General features: G+C 76.4%; 10 protein-coding genes. 7 read left to right on the forward strand and 3 right to left on the reverse strand.

The window, feature by feature from the left end:
- Positions 1 to 153: 153 nt before the first annotated feature.
- Positions 154 to 777, forward strand: coding sequence for a hypothetical protein (locus tag AB0K34_RS23285; protein ID WP_364550805.1), 624 nt, complete (start codon positions 154 to 156; stop codon positions 775 to 777).
- Positions 778 to 803: 26 nt separating this feature from the next.
- Here AB0K34_RS23285 and AB0K34_RS23290 read toward each other — a convergent pair whose 3' ends face one another.
- A complete protein-coding gene (locus AB0K34_RS23290; RefSeq protein ID WP_364550807.1) occupies positions 804 to 1,619 on the reverse strand; it encodes a hypothetical protein in 816 nt (271 codons plus the stop codon).
- A 342-nt stretch (positions 1,620 to 1,961) separates the two neighbouring features.
- Between AB0K34_RS23290 and AB0K34_RS23295 the strand changes: the two genes are divergently transcribed.
- The 5 genes from AB0K34_RS23295 (at position 1,962) to AB0K34_RS23315 (ending at position 15,339) form a co-directional block, all read left to right on the forward strand.
- A complete protein-coding gene (locus AB0K34_RS23295; RefSeq protein ID WP_364550809.1) occupies positions 1,962 to 3,014 on the forward strand; it encodes an alpha/beta fold hydrolase in 1,053 nt (350 codons plus the stop codon).
- A gap of 219 nt (positions 3,015 to 3,233) precedes the next feature.
- Complete coding sequence (locus AB0K34_RS23300; RefSeq protein ID WP_364550811.1) at positions 3,234 to 9,098, forward strand: beta-ketoacyl synthase N-terminal-like domain-containing protein; 5,865 nt, start codon at positions 3,234 to 3,236, stop codon at positions 9,096 to 9,098.
- Entirely contained in the window at positions 9,095 to 13,327 is a 4,233-nt protein-coding gene (locus AB0K34_RS23305) for a beta-ketoacyl synthase N-terminal-like domain-containing protein (protein WP_364550813.1), read from the forward strand. Before AB0K34_RS23300 ends, AB0K34_RS23305 begins: the two co-directional genes overlap by 4 nt.
- Positions 13,324 to 14,553: a glycosyltransferase gene (locus AB0K34_RS23310; RefSeq protein ID WP_301178023.1), complete on the forward strand. Its 1,230-nt coding sequence runs from the start codon at positions 13,324 to 13,326 to the stop codon at positions 14,551 to 14,553. Before AB0K34_RS23305 ends, AB0K34_RS23310 begins: the two co-directional genes overlap by 4 nt.
- Positions 14,554 to 14,601: 48 nt before the next feature.
- On the forward strand, positions 14,602 to 15,339 hold the full coding sequence (locus tag AB0K34_RS23315) for a maleylpyruvate isomerase family mycothiol-dependent enzyme (RefSeq protein WP_301178024.1): 738 nt from the start codon (positions 14,602 to 14,604) through the stop codon (positions 15,337 to 15,339).
- 16 nt (positions 15,340 to 15,355) lie between these two features.
- On the opposite strand, the gene AB0K34_RS23320 is transcribed toward AB0K34_RS23315, so the two are convergent.
- Positions 15,356 to 16,009, reverse strand: a complete 654-nt coding sequence (locus tag AB0K34_RS23320) for a DUF1361 domain-containing protein (protein ID WP_138640402.1) — start codon at positions 16,007 to 16,009, stop codon at positions 15,356 to 15,358.
- A gap of 25 nt (positions 16,010 to 16,034) precedes the next feature.
- The gene (locus AB0K34_RS23325) at positions 16,035 to 18,839 is read right to left on the reverse strand and encodes an ATP-binding protein (RefSeq protein ID WP_364550816.1); all 2,805 of its coding nucleotides are present in this window, start codon (positions 18,837 to 18,839) and stop codon (positions 16,035 to 16,037) included.
- Between the two features lie 212 nt (positions 18,840 to 19,051).
- On the opposite strand from AB0K34_RS23325, the gene AB0K34_RS23330 reads away from it, so the two are divergent.
- On the forward strand, positions 19,052 to 21,126 hold a 2,075-nt coding region (locus AB0K34_RS23330), incomplete at its 3' end, for a hypothetical protein (protein ID WP_364550818.1).

The raw sequence follows: 21,126 nt of genomic DNA on the forward strand, positions 1-21,126 counted from the left end.
CCGTTTTCTTGGCCGAGGATTGCCGTTTCCGCGGGCGGGCCGCCGTTTCGCGGTGGCGGTCTCGTGACCAAACATCTGCAAATTGTGGCTCTTGGGGGCGTTCCCCCCTCGGTGCCGGGTAGCACGACTACGTTCGCACCCGGGGGAGGGAACATGCCCGACTCGCCATCGGGGCGGTACTCCGGCGGCCTGCCCGGCAGGAGCACCGGACGCCCCGCGCCACGGCCCTGGGAACGGTCGTTCCGGTGCCCCTCGACGGCGCGCCGCCGCCCGCCGGAGGCGCCGCCGCGGCGGTACGAGGACTTCGTCGCCCTGCACGAGGAGATCGACTCCGGGCCGCCGCTGCGCCCGCTGTGGTGGACGGGGATCTCCGCGTCCCTGGTCGGCGGCGGTCTCGCGTTCGCGGCGGTGATGGCGCTGCGCGCGATGTTCGGCGTGGAGGTCCCCGTGTTCGCGGGCGAGCACACCCCGGCGGCGCCGGCCGCGACCAGCTACGCGCTGTGCGCGGCGGCGGCGACGGTCCAGGCGACCGCGCTGATGCACCTGCTCCTCGCGACGGCGGCGCGTCCCGTGCGGGCGTTCGCGTGCATCGGGGCGATCGCCGTCGTCGTGCTGACGATCCTGCCGCTGACGATGCGGGGCCCGCTGGACGCGGCGCTCGCCACCGCCGGCCTCAACCTGGTCGGCGGGGCGTCCGTGGTCGTGCTGCTGTCGGCGGTGGTGGGGGCCGCCCGGCAGTTCCCCTGGGACAGCCCGTTCCGGCGCGGCCGACGGTGACGTTCCGGCGCGGCCGGCGGTGATCGTCAGTCGACGGTGATCGTCAGCGGGCCGGGCGCGGCCGAGGACGCCACCCGCACATGGCGCAGCCGCCGCCACACGCGCACCTCCACCGGATCCCCGGCGGCGAGCAGCCGGAGTTCGCGGTGCATCCCGGAGAAGCCGAGGCACAGCGAGACGTCCCAGGCCCCGCGCGGCAGCGGGTCGTCGACGAACGCGCGCGACACCGGCACCGCGGCGGTGTAGGAGAGCCGGCCGGGACGCTCCTCCAGCAGGGCGATGACCTCGAACGTGCGGTCCGAGCGCCGCTCGGACAGGACCAGCGTCGCCGAGACCGGCATGCTGATCTCGCGGAGGCCGAGGTGCCCGGCGACGACGATCTCCCGGCGCGCGGCGTTCCAGCGCGTCAGGTCGGCGCGGGCCGACCCGGCGGCGTGCGGGCGGCCGCCGACGTCGACCGCGAGGGCGCCCGCGCGGTCGAAGTAGGCGATGACGGCGGCGGATCCGGGCAGGAACAGCCGCCGCGGCGACGCGTCCAGCCCGGGGGCGTGGCGCAGCGGGAGCACGGCGTGCCCCGCCGGGCCGCCGACCGCCAGGCGCACCTCCCAGAGCCCGCCGGGCAGCGGGTCGCCGTTCGTGATCGACGCGACGTCCACCCGCGCCTCGAAGGCGACGGCGCCGTCGCGGGCCGCGGCGGCGGCCGGCACCCGCACCACCCCGCCCTCCTCGCGGTCGCGCAGCACCAGCTCGATCTCGGGGACGGGGCCGCCGGGCCCGAGCAGGCCCGCGAGGTGCAGCACCGACCCCGCCCAGCCGACCTCCGTCAGGTGCGGTTCCGGCATCGCCACTCCCCGCCTCGTCCGTCCTCGGCGCCGTTCCCCCTACCCGTCCCCCGGATGGCGCGGCCGAACCGGCGGGACGGGCGCGGGGGCGGCCCGCACGGGGTCCGGGCCGCCGCCCGCCACCACGGACGGTGACCGTCATTGTCCGCGATGTCGCCGCGCCGGGCGAGATTCTCACGCGGCCACCTCCGGCCCCCGGTGTCAAGCCGAATTCACGCAGGATTAACAGCCCGATGTTCTCGGTACGGGGTGACCAGTGTAGAAATGGCAGGGACGGGAGGGGGCCGCCTTGGGCCAAAGCGTTCCGGCCGGCATCGTCGAATGCGGATGGACAATGACGAAATGATCTTTTCCCCGCGAGGTCTGCGCGACGCGACGTCCAATGCCCTGCGGCTGGCGGTGGCCGGGCGGGTCGCCGATCTGCGCCCGATGCCGGCGGAGACCGTCGACGACGGGCCGGGCCGGACGGTGTCCCGGTACCGGCCCCCGGAGGGGGTGGTGCCGGCCGGGCCGCCGGTGCTGCTCGTCCCGCCGCCGGCCGCGCCGGCGCGCTGCTTCGACCTGCGCCGCGGGTGCAGCCTCGCCGAGCACGTCGTCCGCGCGGGCCGCCTCAGCTACCTGCTCGATCACGGGACGGCCCTGTCCGGCGACGCTGACCTGGGCGTTCAGGGGTGGGTCCGGGACGTGCTGCCGGGCGCGGTCCGGGCGGTGAGCCGGGACGCGGGCGGCCAGCCGGTGCAGATCGTCGGCTGGTGCCTGGGCGGGACCCTCGCCCTGCTGGCCGCCGCCGACGACCCCGCGCTGCCGATCGCGTCGGTCGCGGCCGTCGCCGCGCCGGTGGACGCGGGCGCGGCGCGGCTCGCCGAGCGGTGCGCCGAGGAGTGCGCTGCGCCGCCGGGGAACCGGGGCTTCCGGGCGGCCGGCCTGGACCACTACCTGCTCCGCCAATTCAGCGTGCTGACCCACCTCGACAATGCCGATTTCCTCGCGCAGATCGAGGCGATGGATCATTTCCGGCATTTGGCGATCGCCCATCCGGACGGCGCCGCGCGGCGCATTTACCGGTCCCTTCTGGGAGACGGCGCGCTGCCGCGCGGCGGCGTGCCGATCGGCGGCCGGCGGGTGGATCTCGGCCGGGTCGGCGTGCCGGTGCTGGCCGTCGCGGGGCGCGGCGACCACGTCGCGCCGGTCCGGGGCGTCCGGTCCCTCGCGGGCCTGCTGGGCGGGGCGCCGCAGGTGCGGGTCGAGGTCGCGCCCGGCGGCCACCTCGGCGTGCTGACCGGCCGGGAGGCCAGGACGACGACCTGGCGGCACCTCGACCGGTGGCTCGACGAGGGCATCGTCCGGCACGGGATCCGCGCGCCGCGCGCCGCCCGCACCGCGCTCACCGTCTGACCCCTCCCCGCGCGGGCCGTCCGGCCGGAACCATCGCCCGATCGTGCGCATCGCGGGTCTTCCGCACGCCAAGGGACGTTCCAATCTCCTTTGCGGCGGCGCCATCAACACGCCCTCGGGTGTGTCGTCTTGGTGATCGAACTGTCGCCGACCGTAATGTGGCGCACCGTTGTGGCGGCAGAAGGACGTCGGGGGGCACTGCATGTCGGGGGGCACTGCATGACGTCGGACACGGGCGAATACGGCGCGGCGCGGGGAGAACGGGCACCCGTGGAGATCATCGGGGTCGCCCCGTCGAGCCGTCCCGCACCCCATCTCGCCGTGGCCGTGGCGCGCGCGGGCGGGACGGGCGTCCTGGCCCTCGGCCACGACCGGGCGCCCGCGCTCGCCGCGCTGGCCGACGTCCGCCGCTGGTGGACGGGCCCGTTCGGCGTCCGCGTCCCGGCGGGGTGCGGGGTGCGCCCGGCCGACGTCCCGGCCGAGGCGGGCACGGTCGTCACCGGCGCCGCCGCGCTGCGGTCGGACGACTGGCTCGACATCGCCGGGTTCGCCCGCGGCCGCCGCCTGCTGATCGAGGTCGCGGACCCGGCGGAGGCCGCCGAGGCCGTCCGCGTCGGCCGCGGCCTGACCGACCAGGTCGGGGTCATCGCGCGGGACGCCGGGCACGCCGCCGGGCCGTCCCTGTTCATCCTGTTGCAGCGGCTGCTGGCCGACTCCGACGCCGGAGTCCCCGTCTTCGCCGGGGGCGGCCTCGGACCGCACGCGGCCGCCGCGGCGGTCGCGGGGGGCGCGGCAGGCATCGTCCTGGACGAGCAGTTCGCGCTCGTCCGCGAGATGGACCTGACCGGCCCCGCCCCCGCCGGTGTTGCCCGTCCGGCCGTGGAGCTCGCGGGCCGGCACAAGACGGCCGGGGGAGTGGTCCAGGCCGTCCGCGCGGAGATCGTCCGGCACATCCGGGCCGCCGTCCGCGCCGAGCCGCTGGCGCCGCGCCCCGAACCGGTCGCGGTGCAGGGGCCGATGGCGCAGGTCAGCGACGGGTCGGCGTTCGCGGGCGCGGTCGCGCAGGACGGCGGCCTGCCGTTCCTCGCGCTCGGCCCGCTGGACGGCGCGCGGGCGCGGGCGCTGCTGCGCGAGACCGCCGACCGGCTCGGCGGCCGGCCCTGGGGCGCCGGCGTGCTGGAGGGCGCGCCGCCGGAACTGCGCGCCGAGCAGCTCGCCGCGATCGGCGACGCTCGGCCCCCGTACGCGATCATCGGCGGCGGGAGCCCGGCGGAGGCCGCCGCGCTGGAGGCCGCGGGGACCGCCGCGTACCTGCCCGTCCCGTCGCCCGAGCCGCTCGGCCGGCTCCTCGGCGAGGGCGTGCGCAGGTTCGTCTTCGCGGGGAGCGAGTGCGGCGGCCAGACCGGCCCGCTCGCGAGCCTGGAGCTGTGGGACGCGCAGGTGGCGCGGCTGCTGGCGTTCGCCCGCGACGGCGGCGACGCCGCGGAGCTGTCGGTGATGTTCGCGGGCGGCGTGCACGACGCGCGGTCCGCCGCGATGGCCGCCGCGCTCGCCGGTCCGCTGGCCGAGCGGGGCGCCGACGTCCGCGTCCTGATGGGCACCGCGTACCTGTTCACGCCGGAGGCGGTCGCGGCGGGCGCGATCCTGCCCGGCTACCACGACGTGGCGCTCGCCTGCACGGAGACCGTCCTGCTGGAGACCGCCCCCGGGCAGACGGCCCGCTGCGCCCGCACCCCCTACATCGAGACGTTCGAGCAGACCCGCCGCGAGCTGGAGCAGGCCGGGACGCCGCCGCAGGAGGTGCGGCGCCGCCTGGAGAAGCTGAACCTCGGCCGGCTGCACCTCGCCAGCCGGGGCCTGCGGCTCGACACCCCGGTCGGCGCCGACCGGCAGCGGGAGGAGGGCCTGTACGCGATGGGGCAGGCGGCCGCGCTGCGGTTCGCCCCGGTCGGGATCGCCGCCCTGCACGAGCAGGTCACGACCGGTGCGACGGACCTCCTGGCGGCGCGGGCCGCCGACCTCGGCATCGGGCCGCGCGACACCGCCCGGGCCGCGCCGCGCCCGGCCGACATCGCGGTCATCGGCATCGGCTGCGTCTTCCCCGGCGCCCCCGACGCCGACCGGTACTGGGCGAACGTCGTCGCCGGCGCCGCGCAGGCCGGGGACGGGACGCCGTCGAAGTGGGGCGGGCTCGTCCCCGACATCCCGTTCGACGCGGACGCCCACGGCATCGCCCCCGGCGAGATCGGCGGCATCGACCCGATGCACCTGCTGTCAGTGGAGGTCGCCGCCCGCGCGCTGCGGGACGCCGGCTACGCCGACCGCCCGTTCGACCGCCCCCGGACCTCGGTGTTCTTCGCCGCCGAGGGCGGCGGCGACCTCGCCGCGGGCTACGCGCTCCGCGCGACCCTCCCGTCCTACCTCGGCGAACTGCCGCCCGGACTGGACGAGCAGCTCCCGCGACCGGCGGGGGAGACCCTCGACGGCGTCCGCACCGGCGCCGTCGCCGGGTGGATCGCCGGCCGCCTCGGCCTCGGCGGGACGGCCTGCGCCATCGGGGCGACGTCCCTCGCGGCCCTCGACGCCGCCTGCAAGGACCTCGCCGCCGGCTCCAGCGCCATGGTGCTGTGCGGCGGCGCCGACCTGCGCGACGGCGTCCTCGACCGGCTGCTGCCCGCGTCCGGGGACGACGGGGACGGCGTCGTGCTCGGCGAGGGCGTCGCGTGCGTCGTCCTCAAGCGCCTCGCCGACGCCGAACGCGACGGCGACCGGATCTACGCGGTGGTGAAGTCCGTCGCCGGGGCCGGCGGCCGGCGCCGGGCCATGGACCGCGCCTACGAGCGCGCGGGCGTCGCCCGGTCGTCCGTCGGGCAGGTCGCGCTCGGGTCGGTCTCCGCGCAGATCGGACACACCAGGTGCGCCGCCGGCCTCGCCGGGCTCATCAAGACCGCGTACGCGCTGCACACCGGCGTGCTGCCCGGAGACGGCGGGGCCCGGCCGTGGGCGGTCCGCCCCGGCGAGCGGTTCGCCGGGGTGAGCGGCTCCGGGTTCGGCGGCGCGCACTTCCACGCCGTCCTCGCGGGCTACGAGGGCGCCCCCGAACCGGTGTCGGGCCTCGCCGAATGGCCCGCCGAGCTGTTCCTGATCCGGGGTGACGACGACGCCGCCGCGCGCGCCGCCGCCGACCGGCTGGCGCGCCTGGCCGAGGGAGCGCCCCGGATGCGCGACCTCGCCCGCACCGCCGCCTCCCTCGACGGCCCGGTCCGGGCGGCCTTCGTCGCCACCGGACCGGACGACCTGCGCGCCAAGCTCGCGCTCGCCGCGGAACTGCGCCCGGCGCCGGGCATCCGCGTCGCGGCCGGAGACCCGGGCCAGGTCGCGTTCCTGTTCCCCGACGCGGACGACACGGACGCGCCGGCGGCGGCCGCCGACCTCTTCGTCGCCTTCCCCCGGCTCCAGCGCCTGCTGCGCCTCGCCGGCGGGGACACGGGGGCGGCCGTCGCCGGACTCGCCGTCCACCGGCTGCTGACCGCCGTCGGCGTCCACCCCGACCTCGCCGCCGGGCAGGGCCGCGGCGAACTCGCCGCGCTCTGCGCCGCCGGCGCCATCGACGACACCGACATGGTCGAGATCGGCGCGGACCCGTCCCGCGGCGGACTCCTCGGCCGCGACCTGCGCTCCCCGGCGTTCCCCGTCTGGGCCGCCGCGACCGGCCGCCCCTACGAGACGGAGCCGTCCGAACTGGCGGCGGTGCCGTCCCCGCCCGTCCCCGCCGCCGCGCGGATCGAGGCGATGTACGACGCGGGCGCCCGGACCTTCGTGGCGACCGGACGCGCCCTCGCCGACCTCGTCGGCACCACCCTCGGCGACCGCCCGCACACCGCGGTGAGCTGCGCCGTCCCCGGCGAGAACGGCCTGGTGACGCTGCTGCGCGCGCTCGCCGAACTGGCCGCCGCCGGCGTCCCGGTCGACCCGCTGCCGCTGTTCGCCGGCCGCGGCGCCCGCCTCCTCACCGGCGTGCCCGCCGCGCCCGGCTGGATCGTCGGCGGTCACTCCGTCCGCACCGCCGACGGCGACCACCCGGCGGGCGCCCTCCGCCCGCCCCGGCGCGTCTCGGGCCTCGCCCGGGACGACTCCGCGGTGCTGGAGTACCTGCGCACGAGCCGGGAGATCCTCGCCGCCCAAAGGGACGTCGTCCTGCGCCACCTGACGGCCCCCGTCCCAGCATCCCGCCCGGCCCCGGCCGACGACACACCGGCCCGCCCCAGGACCAGCGCACACGTCCGCACAGCCGCCCTATCCGGCAGCCCCACCACCCCACCACCACCCCGCCCCAACACAGCGCTCCCGGATGCGCCCGCGCCCTCACCCGCACCTGTGACGTCGTCCGCGCCTCCAATCCGGCCGGACGTGTCGCCGCCTGTGCCGGGAGACTCGCCCGCGTCTGGTCCGCCGTCCGCGCCTTCAGTTCAGCTGGACGCGTCGCCGCCTGTGCCTGGAGTGTTGGATCGGCCTGAGGCAGCGCTGCCGGATGCCGCCGCGTCCTCTCCTGCGTCTGGGACGTGGTCCGCGCCGACACCTCGGGCGGACGCGTCGCCGCCTGTGACTGGGGTGTCGGCTTGGCCTGAGGCAGCGCCGCCAGATGAGGTTGTGTCCTCGCCTGCGTCTGTGTCGCCGTCCGCGCCGTCGCCTCGGGCGGACGTGGCGCCTGGGCCTGGGGTGTCGGCTTGGCCTGAGGCAGCGCCGTTGGATGCGGCTGCGTCCTCGGCTGCGGCTGGGGCGGCGGATGCGGGGGTGCCGCGGATGCGGCGGGTGGATACGCAGGTGTGGCCGCGGCCCGGCGGGCGGGTCGCTCGGCAGGTGGTGCGGAGCGTGCCGCGGGTCGTGGATCTCGATCCGCTGCCGGCGCCGCCCGACTCGGGGACGGTCTTCGCCGGGCGGCGGTTCCTTCTGGTGGACGACGGCTGCGGCATCGCCCTCGAACTGGGCGACCTGCTCGAACGCCACGGGGCGGAGGTGCGGACGCCGACGGACGTCGACGGGCCCTGCGACGGGCTCGTCCATCTGGCGGCGCTCCGGCCGGGGGCGGCGAGCGTGCTGCCCGGGGGGTTCGCGGGGATCCAGCGGGCCCTGGACGGCGGGCTGCGGTGGCTCGTCCTCGCGAGCGGGGCCGGGGGGACGTTCGGGCACCGGTTCCGGGGCGGCGGCGTCGGTGACCCGGCACCCGGTGCGGGGCTGCGCGGTCTTGCCCGGACGGTCGCCGAGGAGCATCCCGAGGTGCTCGTGCGGGCCGTCGACATGGACACCAAGGAGACGCCGCGGGCGATCGCCCAGCGCGTCATGGCGGAGCTGCTGGCCGCCGAGGCGCCGGTCGTGGTGGGGCACGAGAACGGTCTGCGGCACGGGCTGGAACTGCTGCCGGCGGAGCCGCTCGGAGAGGGTCCGGCGTTGAGCCTCGGGCGGGACGGGGTCGTCCTGCTGACGGGGGCCGAGCACGAGGTCACCGTGTGCGTGGCCCGGGAGCTGGCCCGGACGAGCGGCTGCCACATCGAGCTGGCGGGCGGCGCGGCGGAGGAGAACCTGCGGCTGGGCGACCTGCGCGAGCTTGCGGCGTCCGTCCGGTACCACGCGGTGGACGACCCGCAGGCCCTCCGGAGGGTCGTCGAGGACGTCTACCTCACCCATCGGCGCCTGGACGGCGTGGTGCACGGCGCCGCGCTGCCTGGAACGGCCGATTCCCCGGAGCGGGCCTACCAGGTGAAGGTGGACGGTGCGGTGGCGCTCGTCCAGGCGGTGCGGCCGGACCTCGGGTTCCTCGCCGTCCTGTGCGGCCTCGCCGGGGTGACCGGCGAGCGCGGCCGGGCCGGGGACGCGGCGGCGGACGACGCGTGCGGCACGCTCGCGCACGTGTGGCGCGCGCGGCTGCGGGGGCGGGTGCTCGCCGCCTCCCTCGGGCCGTGGGCGGTGGACGGCGCGGAGCCGTGCGGCGTCCCGCTGGATCCGGACGCCGGCGCGGCGGCGCTGCTGCGCGAGATCGCGCACGGGGGCGAGACGCACGTGGTGCTGACCGGGGACGACCGGTGAGCGAGGACCGGGTGCCGATCGCGATCGTCGGCGCGGGGGCGGTGTTCCCCGGCGCCGGGTCGGCCGCGGAGCTGTGGCGCAACGTGCTGGCCGGGTTCGACGCGATCACCGAGGTGCCGCCCGGCCGCTGGGACCCCGCGCTCTACTACGACCCGGACGCCTACGGCCGCGCCCCGGAGAGCGACCGGTTCTACTGCCGGCGCGGCGGGTTCGTCGACGACGTGGCCACCTTCGACCCGGCCCGGTTCGGGATCGCGCCGGCGGCGGTGCCGGGCATGGAGCCCGACCAGCTGCTCGCGCTGCGCACCGCCGGGGACGCGATCGCGGACGCGGGCGGCGGCGACCGGCTGCCCGACCGGTCCCGGATCGGCGTGGTCGTCGGGCGCGGCGGCTACCTCGCGCCGGGCGCGGTCCGGCACGACCAGCGGGTCAGGACGTCCCACCAGGTCGCCGGGATCCTCGCCGAGCTGGTGCCCGAGCTCGGGCGGCCGCGGCTGGAGGAGATCCGCCGCGCGTTCTGCGACCGGCTCGGCCCGGACGGGCCGGACGCGTCCGCCGGGCTGGTGCCGAGCCTCGCCGCGTCCCGCATCGCCGCCTCCTTCGACCTGCGCGGCCCGGCGTACACATTGGACGCGGCGTGCGCGTCGGCGCTGCTGGCGGTCGAGCACGCCGTGCGGGCGCTGCGGAGCGGGCAGGCCGATGCGATGCTGGCCGGAGCTGTCCATCACGCGCATCACGCCGCCGTGTGGAGCGTCTTCAGCCGGCTGCGCGCGCTGAGCCCGAGCGAGACGATCCGCCCGTTCGACCGGTCCGCCGACGGGACGCTCCTCGCCGAGGGCACCGGGATGGTGCTGCTCAAGAGGCTCCCCGACGCCGAGCGGGACGGCGACCGGATCCACGCCGTCATCCTCGGCGCCGGGTCGTCCAGCGACGGCCGCGCCGCCGGGGGCATGAGCCCGCTGGTGGACGGGCAGGTCCTCGCGGTCGAGCGCGCCTGGCGGGACGCGGGCCTGGACCCGGCGGAGCCCGGCGCGGTCGGGCTCGTCGAGGCGCACGGCACCGGGTCCCCGGCGGGCGACGAGGCGGAGCTCGCGACGCTGCGCCGCGTGCTCGGCGCGGACGGCCCGCCGGTCGGGCTCGGCACCGTCAAGTCGATGATCGGGCACGCGATGCCCGCCGCCGGGATCGCCGGGCTGATCAAGGCGGCGTTCGCGCTGCGCGACGGGGTGCTGCCGCCGACGCTGCACGCGGACGACCCGCATCCGGCGCTGGCGGACGGCCGGCTCCGGCTCGTCCGGGAGGCCGCCGAGTGGGAGCGGCGCGGCGGGCCGCGCCGGGCCGTGGTGAACGCGTTCGGGTTCGGCGGCGTCAACGCGCACCTGGTGCTGCAGGAGCCGCCGCCGGCCGCCCCGCGGCGGGCCCGGCGGCGGACGGTCGCCGCGCCGGGCGACGGCGAGGCGGTGCTGCGCCTCGCCGCGCGGACCCCCGAGGAACAGGCCGAGGCGCTGGACGTCCCCGACGAGGACCTCCTCGCGCGGACCTCCGACGACGTCCCCGACCTGCCGTGCCGGCTCGCGATCGTCGGCCCGACACCGCGCAGGCTCGACCTGGCGCGCGCCGTCGTCCAGCGCGGGACGGCCTGGCGGGGCCGCAGCGACGTGTGGTTCTCCCCGCGGCCGCTGCTCGCCGAGGGCGGGCGGCTGGCGTTCCTGTTCCCCGGCTTCGAGCCCGCCTTCGACCCGCGCGTGGACGACGTCGCCGAGCACTTCGGCATGCCGTCGCCCGAGCTGACCGGCCGCGCCGACCTGCTCGGCCGCGCCGCCGACGCGATGGCCGTCGGGCGGCTGCTGGCCGCCGCGCTCGCCGAGCTCGGCGTCGAACCGGACGTCGTCGCGGGGCACGGCCTCGGCGAGTGGGCGGCGATGGCCGCCGCCGGGATGTGCGACGCGGGCGCGCTCGTCCGCGACCTCGACGGCACCGGCGGGGCCGACGCCGTGTACGCGGTGCTCGGGTGCGGGGCGGCGCAGGCGGAGGAGGCCGCGGCCGCCGTGTCCGGGGTCTTCGTCAGCCACGACAACTGCCCGCACCAGTCGGTGGTCTGCGGCCCGGAGGCGGCGGTCCGCGAGGTCCTCGGGCGGCTCGCGTCCGAGGGCGTGCTCGGGCAGGAGCTGCCGTTCCGGGCGGGGTTCCACACGCCGCTGGCGGAGGCCTCGGAGAAGCAGGTGCGGCATTCGCTGGAGGGCCTGGAGATCCGCGCGCCGCGCGTCCCGCTGTGGTCGGGGTGCACGGCGGCGCCGGTCCCGGGCGCGCCGGAGGAGGTCCGCGACCTCGCCGTCCGGCACCTGCGCGAACCCGTCCGGTTCAGCGCGCTGATCGAGGAGCTGTACGCGACGGCGCACGTGCGGGCGTTCGTCCAGGTCGGGCCCGGCGGGCTGCCGGGGTTCGTCGCCGACCGGCTCGGCGACCGCGAGCACCTGGCGATGGCCGTCAACGTGCCGAAGCGGGACGGGATGGCGCAGCTGCGCCGCGTCGTCGCCGCGCTGTGGGCGGAGGGCTACGGCGCCTCCCCGCCGCCCGCGCCCGCCACCGGCATGCGGCTCGACCTCGGTACGCCACTGGTCAGGCTGGACGGGGCGGTGGAGCCGATCCGCCCGGCACCGGGCGTGCCCGCGCTCCCGGCCGACGACCCCGTGCTGGCGGAGCTGGAGGCGCTGCTCAACGATGCGGCGACCGGGGCGCAGTCGGTCCTGGAGGCGCTCGGTGCCGGGCCGTCGTCGCCGGTCGCGTCGGGCGAGGCGTCCCCGGCGGGCGCCGAGCTGAGCGTCTCCCGGGTCTTCTCCGTCGAGGCGATGCCGTTCCTGGCCGACCACTGCCTGGTCGCGCAGGCGCCCGGCTGGCCGGAGATGTCGGACCGGCTGCCCGTCGTCCCGGTGGCGACGCTGGCGGAGGCGATGGCGGGCGCCGCGCGCGAGTTGCTGCCCGACATGGTCGTCGTCGGGTTCGAGAACGTCCGCTCCATCCGGTGGGTCGTCGCCGCGCCGCCGACGACGGCCGACATCCGCGCCTACCTCGTCGACGACGGCGACCGCGTGCGCAGGGTGAAGGTCGACATCCCCGGCTACGCGGACGGGACGGTCCTGCTCGCCGAGCACTACCCGCTGCCGCCCGTCCCGGACCGCACGCCGCTCACCATCGAGGGGCCGCCCATCGTCACCGCCGAGCGGCTGTACGAGGAACGCTGGATGTTCCAGGGCCCGCACTACCGCGGCATCAGTGAGATCACGGCTCTGGCAGAGGACGGTGTGCACGCCGTCCTGACCGCACTGCCCACGCCGGGCGCGCTCCTGGACAGCGCCGGGCAGCTCTGCGCCCACTGGATCCAGGTGTACGGCGACACCAACCAGACGGTGTTCCCGGTGGGGATCGAACGGGTCCTGCTGTACGGGCCCCTGCCGTCCCCTGGGGAACGCCTGGAGACGACCATCTGGAACCAGTCCCTCACCGACACGACGATGCGCTGCTCGGCGGAGATGCTCCACGAGAACGGCACGGTGTGGGCACGCATCGACGGATGGACCACCCACCGCTTCTACACCGACGAAGCCCTCTGGCGGATGAAGTTCACCCCGGAGGTGTCGGGGACGGGGGAGCCCCAACCGGGCGGTTGGACCGTGGCCCGCAAACGCTGGGACGGCACCGCGTCCCGCGACCTCCTCATGCGCCAGTACCTCGGCGCGGTGGAGCGCGCCGAGTACGACGCCCTCCCGCCGGTCGCGCAGGGTCCGTGGCTGCTCGGACGCATCGCCGCCAAGGACGCCGTCAGGGACCACCTGTGGCGCAACGGCCACGGGCCCCTGTTCCCCGCCGAACTGACCGTCCACGAAGGGCCGACCGTGACCGGCCCCTTCGAGGAACCCCTGACCGTCTCGATCGCCTCGTCCGCCGAACTGGGCGTCGCCCTGGTACGGCCCGGCCGCGACCAGGCCGGCATCGGGCTCGCCGTCAACGAGAACAACGCGCGGGTACGCGCCGCCAAGCAGGCGGTGCTCCAGTCGATGAACGCGGCGGCGGACGGCTCCGAACTCGTCGTGACCGTCGCGGACGCCGAACGGCTCCTCATCGCCGCCGGCGGAACGGTCAGCACCGTGCGGACACGCGAACTCGACGGGCACGTCGTCGCCTGGACGACCGCGTCCGGCGGACCCGACATGGAGGAGAGCCGAGCATGACCCAGCGCCGCGCGAGCGCCCGCCGCGTCCAGGTCCCGTCCATCCTCGGGGACCCGGGCATCCAGCGGGCGCGCACACCCGAGCGCCGCTTCCTGTTCGCGATGCCGCCGCTGGCGGGCCACATCGCCCCGGCGGCGGCGGTCGCCGCCGAACTCGGCCGCCGCGGCCACAAGGTCGCCTGGGCGGGCCACCGCCCGACCCTGGAGGCGCTGCTGCGGCCCGGCTCCCGGATCTTCTCCGCCGCCGGCGACGACTGCGCGGCGATGCGGGACCGGTGGCTGGAGCGGCGCGGCCTCGACGCCCTCCGCCTGCTGTGGGACGACTTCCTCGTCCCGCTCGGCGACGCGATGATGCCGGGCGTCGAGCAGGCCGCCGACCGCTTCCGCCCGGACGCGGTGGTCGCCGACCAGTTCGTCCTGGCCGCGCCGGTCGCGGCCCGGCGCCGCGAGCTCCCGTGGGCGACCCTCGCGGCCTCGCCCGCCGAGTTCACCCGCCCGCTCGCCGCGCTGCCGGAGGCCGAGGAGGAGGTCCGCGACCGCATCGGCGACTTCCAGCTCGACCACGGCATCGACGACCTCATCGACCTGCGCTTCTCCGACCACCTCACGCTGGTGTTCGCCACCTCCGCGCTCGTCGGCGACACCTCGTTCTTCCCGGACCACTTCGCGTTCGTCGGCCCCGCGCCGGGACGCTCCGCGCCGTGCGCGTTCCCGTGGGAGTGGCTGGACGGCCGGCCCGCCGTCCTCGTCTCGCTGGGACGGATCGCCGGGCCGTCCGCGACCGGGTTCCTGCGGGCCGCCGCCGAGGCCGTCCGCGGCATGGACGTCCAGGCGGTCGTCGAGGCGCCGCCGGGCGGCGTGCCCGAGCCGCCGCCGAACGTGCTCGTCCGCGAGCGGGTGCCGCGCGGCAAGCTCCTCGAACGGCTCTCCGCCGTCGTCTGCCACGGCGGGCACGCGACGGTGTGCGCGTCGCTCGCGCAGGGCCTCCCGCTGGTGGTGGCGCCGGTGCGGGGCGACCAGCCCGTCATCGCGAGCCGGGTGGAGGCCGCCGGCGCGGGCGTCGCCGTCGGTTTCGAGGACGCCCGTCCCGAGGAGCTGCGCGCGGCGCTCGCGGCCGTGCTGGCGGACGGCGGCCCGCACCGCGCCGCCGCCGAGGCCGCCCGCGAGACCTTCGCCGCCGCCGGAGGCGCCGCCGCCGCGGCCGACCGGCTGGAGAAGCTCACCTGACCGACTGTGGACGCGGCAGGCCGAATTTCGTTCGGTTATCGTGGCGGGATGGCGGACGTGTTCGATGACCTGACCGCGGAGTTCCGGCGACTGGACGCGATGCTGGCGGCGCTGGCCCCCGAGCAGTGGGCCCGCCCGTCCGATGCCGAGGGCTGGACCGTCTCCGACGTCGTCCTGCATCTGGCGCAGACCAACGAAGTGATCAGCGACCCGTCGGGCGGGGAGGCCACCGCCTTCCTGTCGCCCGACGCCGCCAAGACCGTGGACGGCGTCGTCGCCGACATGGTTGCCGCCGAGCGCGGCATGCCGCCGGCGGACCTGCTGGAGCGCTGGCGCAAGACGGCCTACGCCGTCGCCGACTTCCTGCGCGCGCAGCCGCCGGGCACGCGCCTGTCGTGGGTGCGGACGCCGCTGTCCCCGCGCACGCTCGCCACGACGAGGATCGCCGAGCACTGGGCCCACGCCCAGGACATCGCCGTCCCGCTGGGCGTGCCCTACCCCGACACCGCCCGGATCCGGCACATCGCGTGGCTCGCCCACCGCACGCTGCCCTACGCCTTCTCCGTCGAAGGTCTCCCGGACGCGCCCGTCTACTGCGACCTCACCGCGCCCGACGGGACGCACTGGACGTTCGGCGACCCGGCCGCCCCGTCCCGCATCACGGGTCCGGCCGCCGAGTTCTGCCGCGTCGGAGCCCGCCGACTCACCCCGGAGCAGACCGCGCTGACGGCCGAGGGCCCGCACGCCGCCGACGCCCTCCGCGTCCTGCGCAACTACGCGGCCTGAGCCCCCGGGCCGAGGGTCAGGACGTGCGCGTCGCCCGGAGCCGCCGGGCGCTCTTCAGCGTCGCGTCGAACGAGGCTTCGGCGATGGCCTTCGTCATGAAATGGCACATCCAGGTGACCAGGAAGACCGCCAGGATCAGGATCGGCGCCCACGTCCAGGTCAGCTGGACGACGATCCGCTCGATGGTGGCGTGCGGGTCCACGACCGGTTCCCAGCTGTTCAGCCGGGCCCAGCGGCCGAGGAAGACGCCGATCGCGCAGAGCGCGTGCGCGCCGATGGTGACGCGGCCGTTCCACGCGCCGAGGCCGAGCCGGGTGAGGTGGCGCGTCGCGGCGGACAGCGAGAGGTAGTACGCGAGGAAGCCCGAGCCGATGAGCACCGCGTAGACGGGCAGGACGGCCGTGACGACCGGCCCGCCGCGGTCGGCGAGCAGCATGTCGTTGCGGAGGTGCACCAGGTCGGTGACGACGTACGGCGCGTTCGGCAGGAACAGCACGAACAGCACGAGCCCCGCCCACCAGAACGGCGACCGGGAGACGCGGTGGCCGCGGAAGAGCAGGAAGGCCAGACCGACCGGAATCCAGGCGAGGAACGTGTTCCAGCCCATCCACCAGGCGTCGCGGCGGAGGACGTCGATAAGGTTCGGCGCGACCTGCTCAAGAATCCCCATGGCTCCATGGTGCATGAGCGGCCCTCTATTCGCCTGAAATGAACGACCCGCCTGAAACGAACGACCCGACGATGCCGTCCGCGTTGCGCAGGCGCGAGGCCGACTCACGGAGGCGGTCGGCCCAGTCGGCGTCCGTCCGCAGCGCCCCTACGGCGTTCTCGATGGCCGAACCGGTGCCCCAGAGCGCGAGTGCGCGCGCGTCCATGTCGCGTTGGTCGCGTTCCCACCAGGCGGACACGGCACTGAGTTGGTCGGCGAGAGTGCCACCGGGAATGGACCGCTTGTAGCGGCCTTCCCATTCGCGGCTAAGCGGGTGACGGGCACCGCCAGGGTCCATTTTGTGCGCTTGCTGTAGTTCTTCTAGGACGAGGCACCACCGGTAAGGGGCCGCGAAGTACACGGCTTCGTCTTCGGTGCACGCGACGCCGTTCAGGGACGCCACCATGTGGTCGGCCAACGCGCCGGGCGCGGTACGGGACGCGACGGCGGCGTCCACCGCATGGGAGACGGCGCAGTCGGCGAGCCGCCGGGGGAGGCCGTCCAGGACCGCCAGGTCGAGGCCCGGCGCGCCCCAGCCCGTCAGGTGCGCGGCGGCGGACAGCTCCGCCCACAGCACCAGCTCCGGACGCTCGGCCACGGCGCGCTGGGCCGTGCGCATGTCGCGCAGCGTGCAGGGGGAGTCGCGGCAGTCGGCTCCGCACGTCCCGCTCCGGGGCGTCACCAGTACGCCCGGCGACGCCAGTGGCGCCGGGCTGTCCGGACGCTCCAGCCGGGAGCCGTCCGGGACGCGCACCAGGTGCGGGAAGTCCATGCCGTCGGTGAACACCGCGCCCTCGCCCGGCGTGAGCGTGACCAGGAACTGCGACTGCGCCTCGGTGATGTTCATCGTCGCGCCCACCGCGTCCCGGTCGTCCCGCGCGGGCAGCCGGTGCACGATCTTCACGGCGGTGTTCTTGATGACGTCCGGGACGAGCTTGGACGGGATCTGCTCCGCCACCACCAGCCCCTCCCCGTACGCGCGGATCTCCGCGAGGAGGCTCGCGAACGTCTCCACGGCGTGCGCCGCCGGGCCCGCCTGCTCGCTGCGCCGCAGCAGCCGGTGCGCCTCCTCGAACACCGTCAGGTGCCGCAGCCCCGCCGGACCGCCGCCGCCCTGCCGCAGCCGCAGATGCTCCACCAGCCGGACCAGGACGGTGCCCATCAGGAACGCCTTGTCGCGGTCGTCGCCGACGTCCTCGATCTCGAAGACGACGTTGCGGGCGAGCAGCGCGTCGAAGTCGATCGGATGGCCGCCCTCGAAGAACCGCCCGGTCGTGCCGAGCCGCAGGCTGGACAGCCGCACCCGGATGAACCCGCGCACGTTGTCGGTGATCTCCTGGCCGTACCCGATGTCGGAGACGACCTGCTCGGCGACGGACTGCAGGTCGGCGAGCGTCGGATAGCGCGGCGACGTCCCCGGCACGGCGGGCTCGCCGAGCGCGAGGTCCCAGCCGAGCCGCTCGTAGCAGCGGGTCAGCGCCGCCGACAGCACCTGCGGGAACGGCTCGTCCGCCTCGAACGCGGCGAGGAACAGCGCCCGGACGAGATCGGCGTGGGTCTGCAGCGGGAACGGCCGCCCGTCCGGGCCGAGAGCCGGTTCGAGCGGGTTGATCCCGGCCGCGATCGCCTCCGCGTCGCCCGGCCGGATCGCGACGACCTCCGCGCCCGGCGCCCCCGCCGCCGCGAGCCGGGACGCCATCGCCCGGTACTCCGCCTTCGCCGGCTCGACCACCAGCCACGGCAGCCCCGCGGCCGACGCGGCGGTCAGCAGCGACCGGATCGTCTGCGACTTGCCGGACCCGGTCGCGCCGCACACGAACGTGTGCCGGTTCAGGCTGGGCAGCGGCAGGGACAGCGACCCGACCTCGCGCCGGTCGCGGTCCAGGACCCGCCCCAGCGGGACGCCCCCGCCCGCCGACCCGTCCGCAGACCCGGGCGCCGGCTCGGGCGTCACGTCGAACTCCGGCCGCATCACGAACCGGACCCCGGCGACCTCCCGGACGGGCGGCCGCGCCAGCGCCGCCACCAGCTGCGTGCTCGCCTCGAACGGCCCGTCCACGCCCGGGACCAGCGCGTACGGCAGCCCGGTCAGGTCCGCCGACGCGCACACCAGCGCCGCCACCCGCGCGGCCGCCGCCGGCGTCGCCGCCCCGGCCGCCAGCCGCACGCGCCACAGCCCCGACGCCGCCGCCCGCCGCAGCTCCCGGTGCCGCCGCTCCATCCGGACGGCGGCCACCGACTCCTCCGGCGACAGCTCCGCCATCGACCGGGCGCGCTGCTGCCGGTCGGCGAGGTCGTCGGCGAGGCGCGCGGCCTCGGACGCGTCCACCGGCTCGGCCACCAGCAGCCAGGCGAACGGCTGCGTCCACACCGAGAGCAGACCGTCCTCCAGCGACGGCCTGGCGGGCTCCTCGCGGGCCGGGTCGTCGGCGAGCAGGCCGTCCGCGACGCCGCCGATGCCGACCCAGTGCGGCATCGCGGCGGCGGCGACCCCGTCGGGGAGCAGCACGCCGCGCCCGCCCGCCGGCAGGCTCAGCGTTGCCGCGCTCCCGTCCCGGTCGGCGACGAGCCCGGACCCGCCGACCAGCACCTCCGTGGGCCCGAACGCCGCCGCCCGCCGCCAGCCGACGAGCACCGGCTCGCCGCCCGCGTGGTACGCCGACACCAGCGCCGCGAGCCGCTGGTCGCGCCACTCGTCCCGGCCGTCCGCCCGGTCCGGACGCGGGACCTCGAGCAGCCTGCACACCGGCAGGCCGCGCACCACGTCCCAGATCTCCGCCGCCCCCGCCATGGGCAGTCAGGGTATTGAGCAAGAGTGTCGTTGTGAAGGCCGGTTTGCGACGGAGGGCCTGACAAGTTCCGTGTCAATCTGCTTGGGTTGTTCGCGGCATCGCCGTGCTCACCACGCTCAACGGGCCCACCGGGCGCACCGCGCTCCCCGCGTCCGGCCCGGAGGCGCGACGGCCGAGTCGGCACCCGAGAGCAGAGCGGGGGTACAGCGTCGTGAGGGGCGAACCGGTCGATCACGGGGGGCCGCTGTCGCGCCGCGAGCGGCTGTTCAGCCCCGACCCCCGCATCGGATGGGTGTTCCGGGACCGCTGGTGGTTCCTCACCCCGTTCCCCGATCCGCCGCCGCAGCAGCAGGCGCTGCCGGACTACCTCGCGCGGCGCGTCGCCGAGACCGAGGCCGCCGCCCAGCGCAGAGTGAGCCGGACGCTCCCGGCCAGCGCCGCCGTCGCGGCCGTTCTGGTCCTGTTCGCTGCCGTCGCCGCCGGTCTGTCCACGAGCTTCACCGTCGCCTTGCTGCTGCTCGCCGTCATCGCGGTGACGCCCGGCGTGGTGCTGACCCGGTGGGCGATCCAGCAACGGGAGGGCGCGCGCAGGGCCTACGAACTGGCGCAGAAGCAGATCACCGGCGGCTACCACGAGCAGGCGCGGCACTGGCAGGCGCGCAAGCAGGCCCACGAAGCCGCAGAGCGCGCGCGGCTCGACGAACTGCCCGAGTGGGGCGCCGCACCACGCCCCGGCCGCCGCCTGGACGTGTTCGGCGGGACGCTATGGGCATGGGAGGCGCTGCTCACCACCTATGGGACGTCCACCCTCGCCGTCCAGCCGCTGCTGGTGCTCGACCTGTCCCGGGAGGTCGTCAGCCGTGAACTGGTCGAACTGTCCCGATCTGCCTGGATGAGGGTGGACGAGCAGCTGCTGCCCAGCCACCAAGCCTCCTCCACCCTGCTCACTGACATGTCGCCGCAGGAACTCGTCGACGCGATCGTGGAGTCCATGCACGGCGGCGGCCCCGACGCCGCCCGCGCCGAACGCAGCATGGACGACCGCATCCTCACCAAGGTCTGCGGCGCCCTCGGCGGCGACATCACCCTCGCCCGGATCGCCGCGGCCCTCCGCGTCCTGATGGGCGAGCCCGACGACGGCGACGCCCTGACCCGCGACGAGCGGCGGCGCATCGGCACCGAGCTGTTCACCGTGGAGTACCGCCGCCAGGCCCACGCGAACCTGTCGCGGATCGAGTCGTACATCCACCCCCTGGAAGACCTCGGCACGGAGCCGACCGGCACGGGTCCGGGCTACCTGACCTGCATCGCGCTGGACAGCCAGGCCCGCAACGTCCGGTCCGAGCTGCTCACCGACCTGATCGTCCAGTGGGTCACGCACCGGATCACCGCGTCCTGGGAGGCGACGCCCGCCCTCGTGGTCGCCGGCGCCGACGAACTCGCCCGCCGCCACCTGGAGCGGCTCTCGGACGCCTGCGAACGGCGCGGCGTCCCGCTGACCCTGCTGTTCCGGCGGCTGCGCGAGACGTCCGCCGAGCTGATCGGCGGCGGCGCCGTCGCGTTCATGCGCCTCGGCAACCACGAGGACGCCGCCCGCGCCGCCGACTTCATCGGCCGCGACCACCGGTTCGTCCTGTCGCAGATCACCAGAAACGTCGGCGGGAACGAGTCGCACACGTCCACCGACACCCGCGGCGAAGGCGACTCGGAGACCCGCAGCACCAGCCGCACGACCGGCTCGTCCCGCACCTGGGGGACGAGCAGCTCCGCCGGCGTCGCCCACTCGGGCGGCGAGATGTTCGGGCTGTTCCCCGACCGCTCCACCTCCAGCCAGCGCGGCCGGAACCGGGGCGGAGCCGACAGCCGCAGCGACACCGAGGGGACCGCCGTCGCCACCACGCGGAACTGGTCGGCCGCCTCCTCCTACGCCGAGGGCACCAACTGGAGCGACGCCGACACCAGCCAGCGCGTCTACGAGTACGTCGTCGAGCCCGTCACCCTCCAGCACCTCCCGGACCACGCGCTGCTGCTCGTCCAGTCGGCGCCCGGCGGCGGACGCACGGTCACCGCGGTCGAGTGCGACCCGGCGATCATCACGCTGGACCGCGTCACCACCGGCCCCCTCCCGGACCCGCCCGTCCCGCGCGCCATCCCCGGCCCCACCGCCCTGACCCGGCAGCCCCCGCAGTGGGCCGCCCCGCCTCCGCAGTGGGCGACACCCCCGGCGCCCCCGCCCCCGCGCGCACCCCTCGCCTCCGACCCCGGCCCGCAGCCCGGCGCGGGCCC

This window comes from Actinomadura sp. NPDC049382, assembly GCF_040677125.1.
GTDB classification, from domain to species: Bacteria; Actinomycetota; Actinomycetes; order Streptosporangiales; family Streptosporangiaceae; genus Spirillospora; species Spirillospora geliboluensis.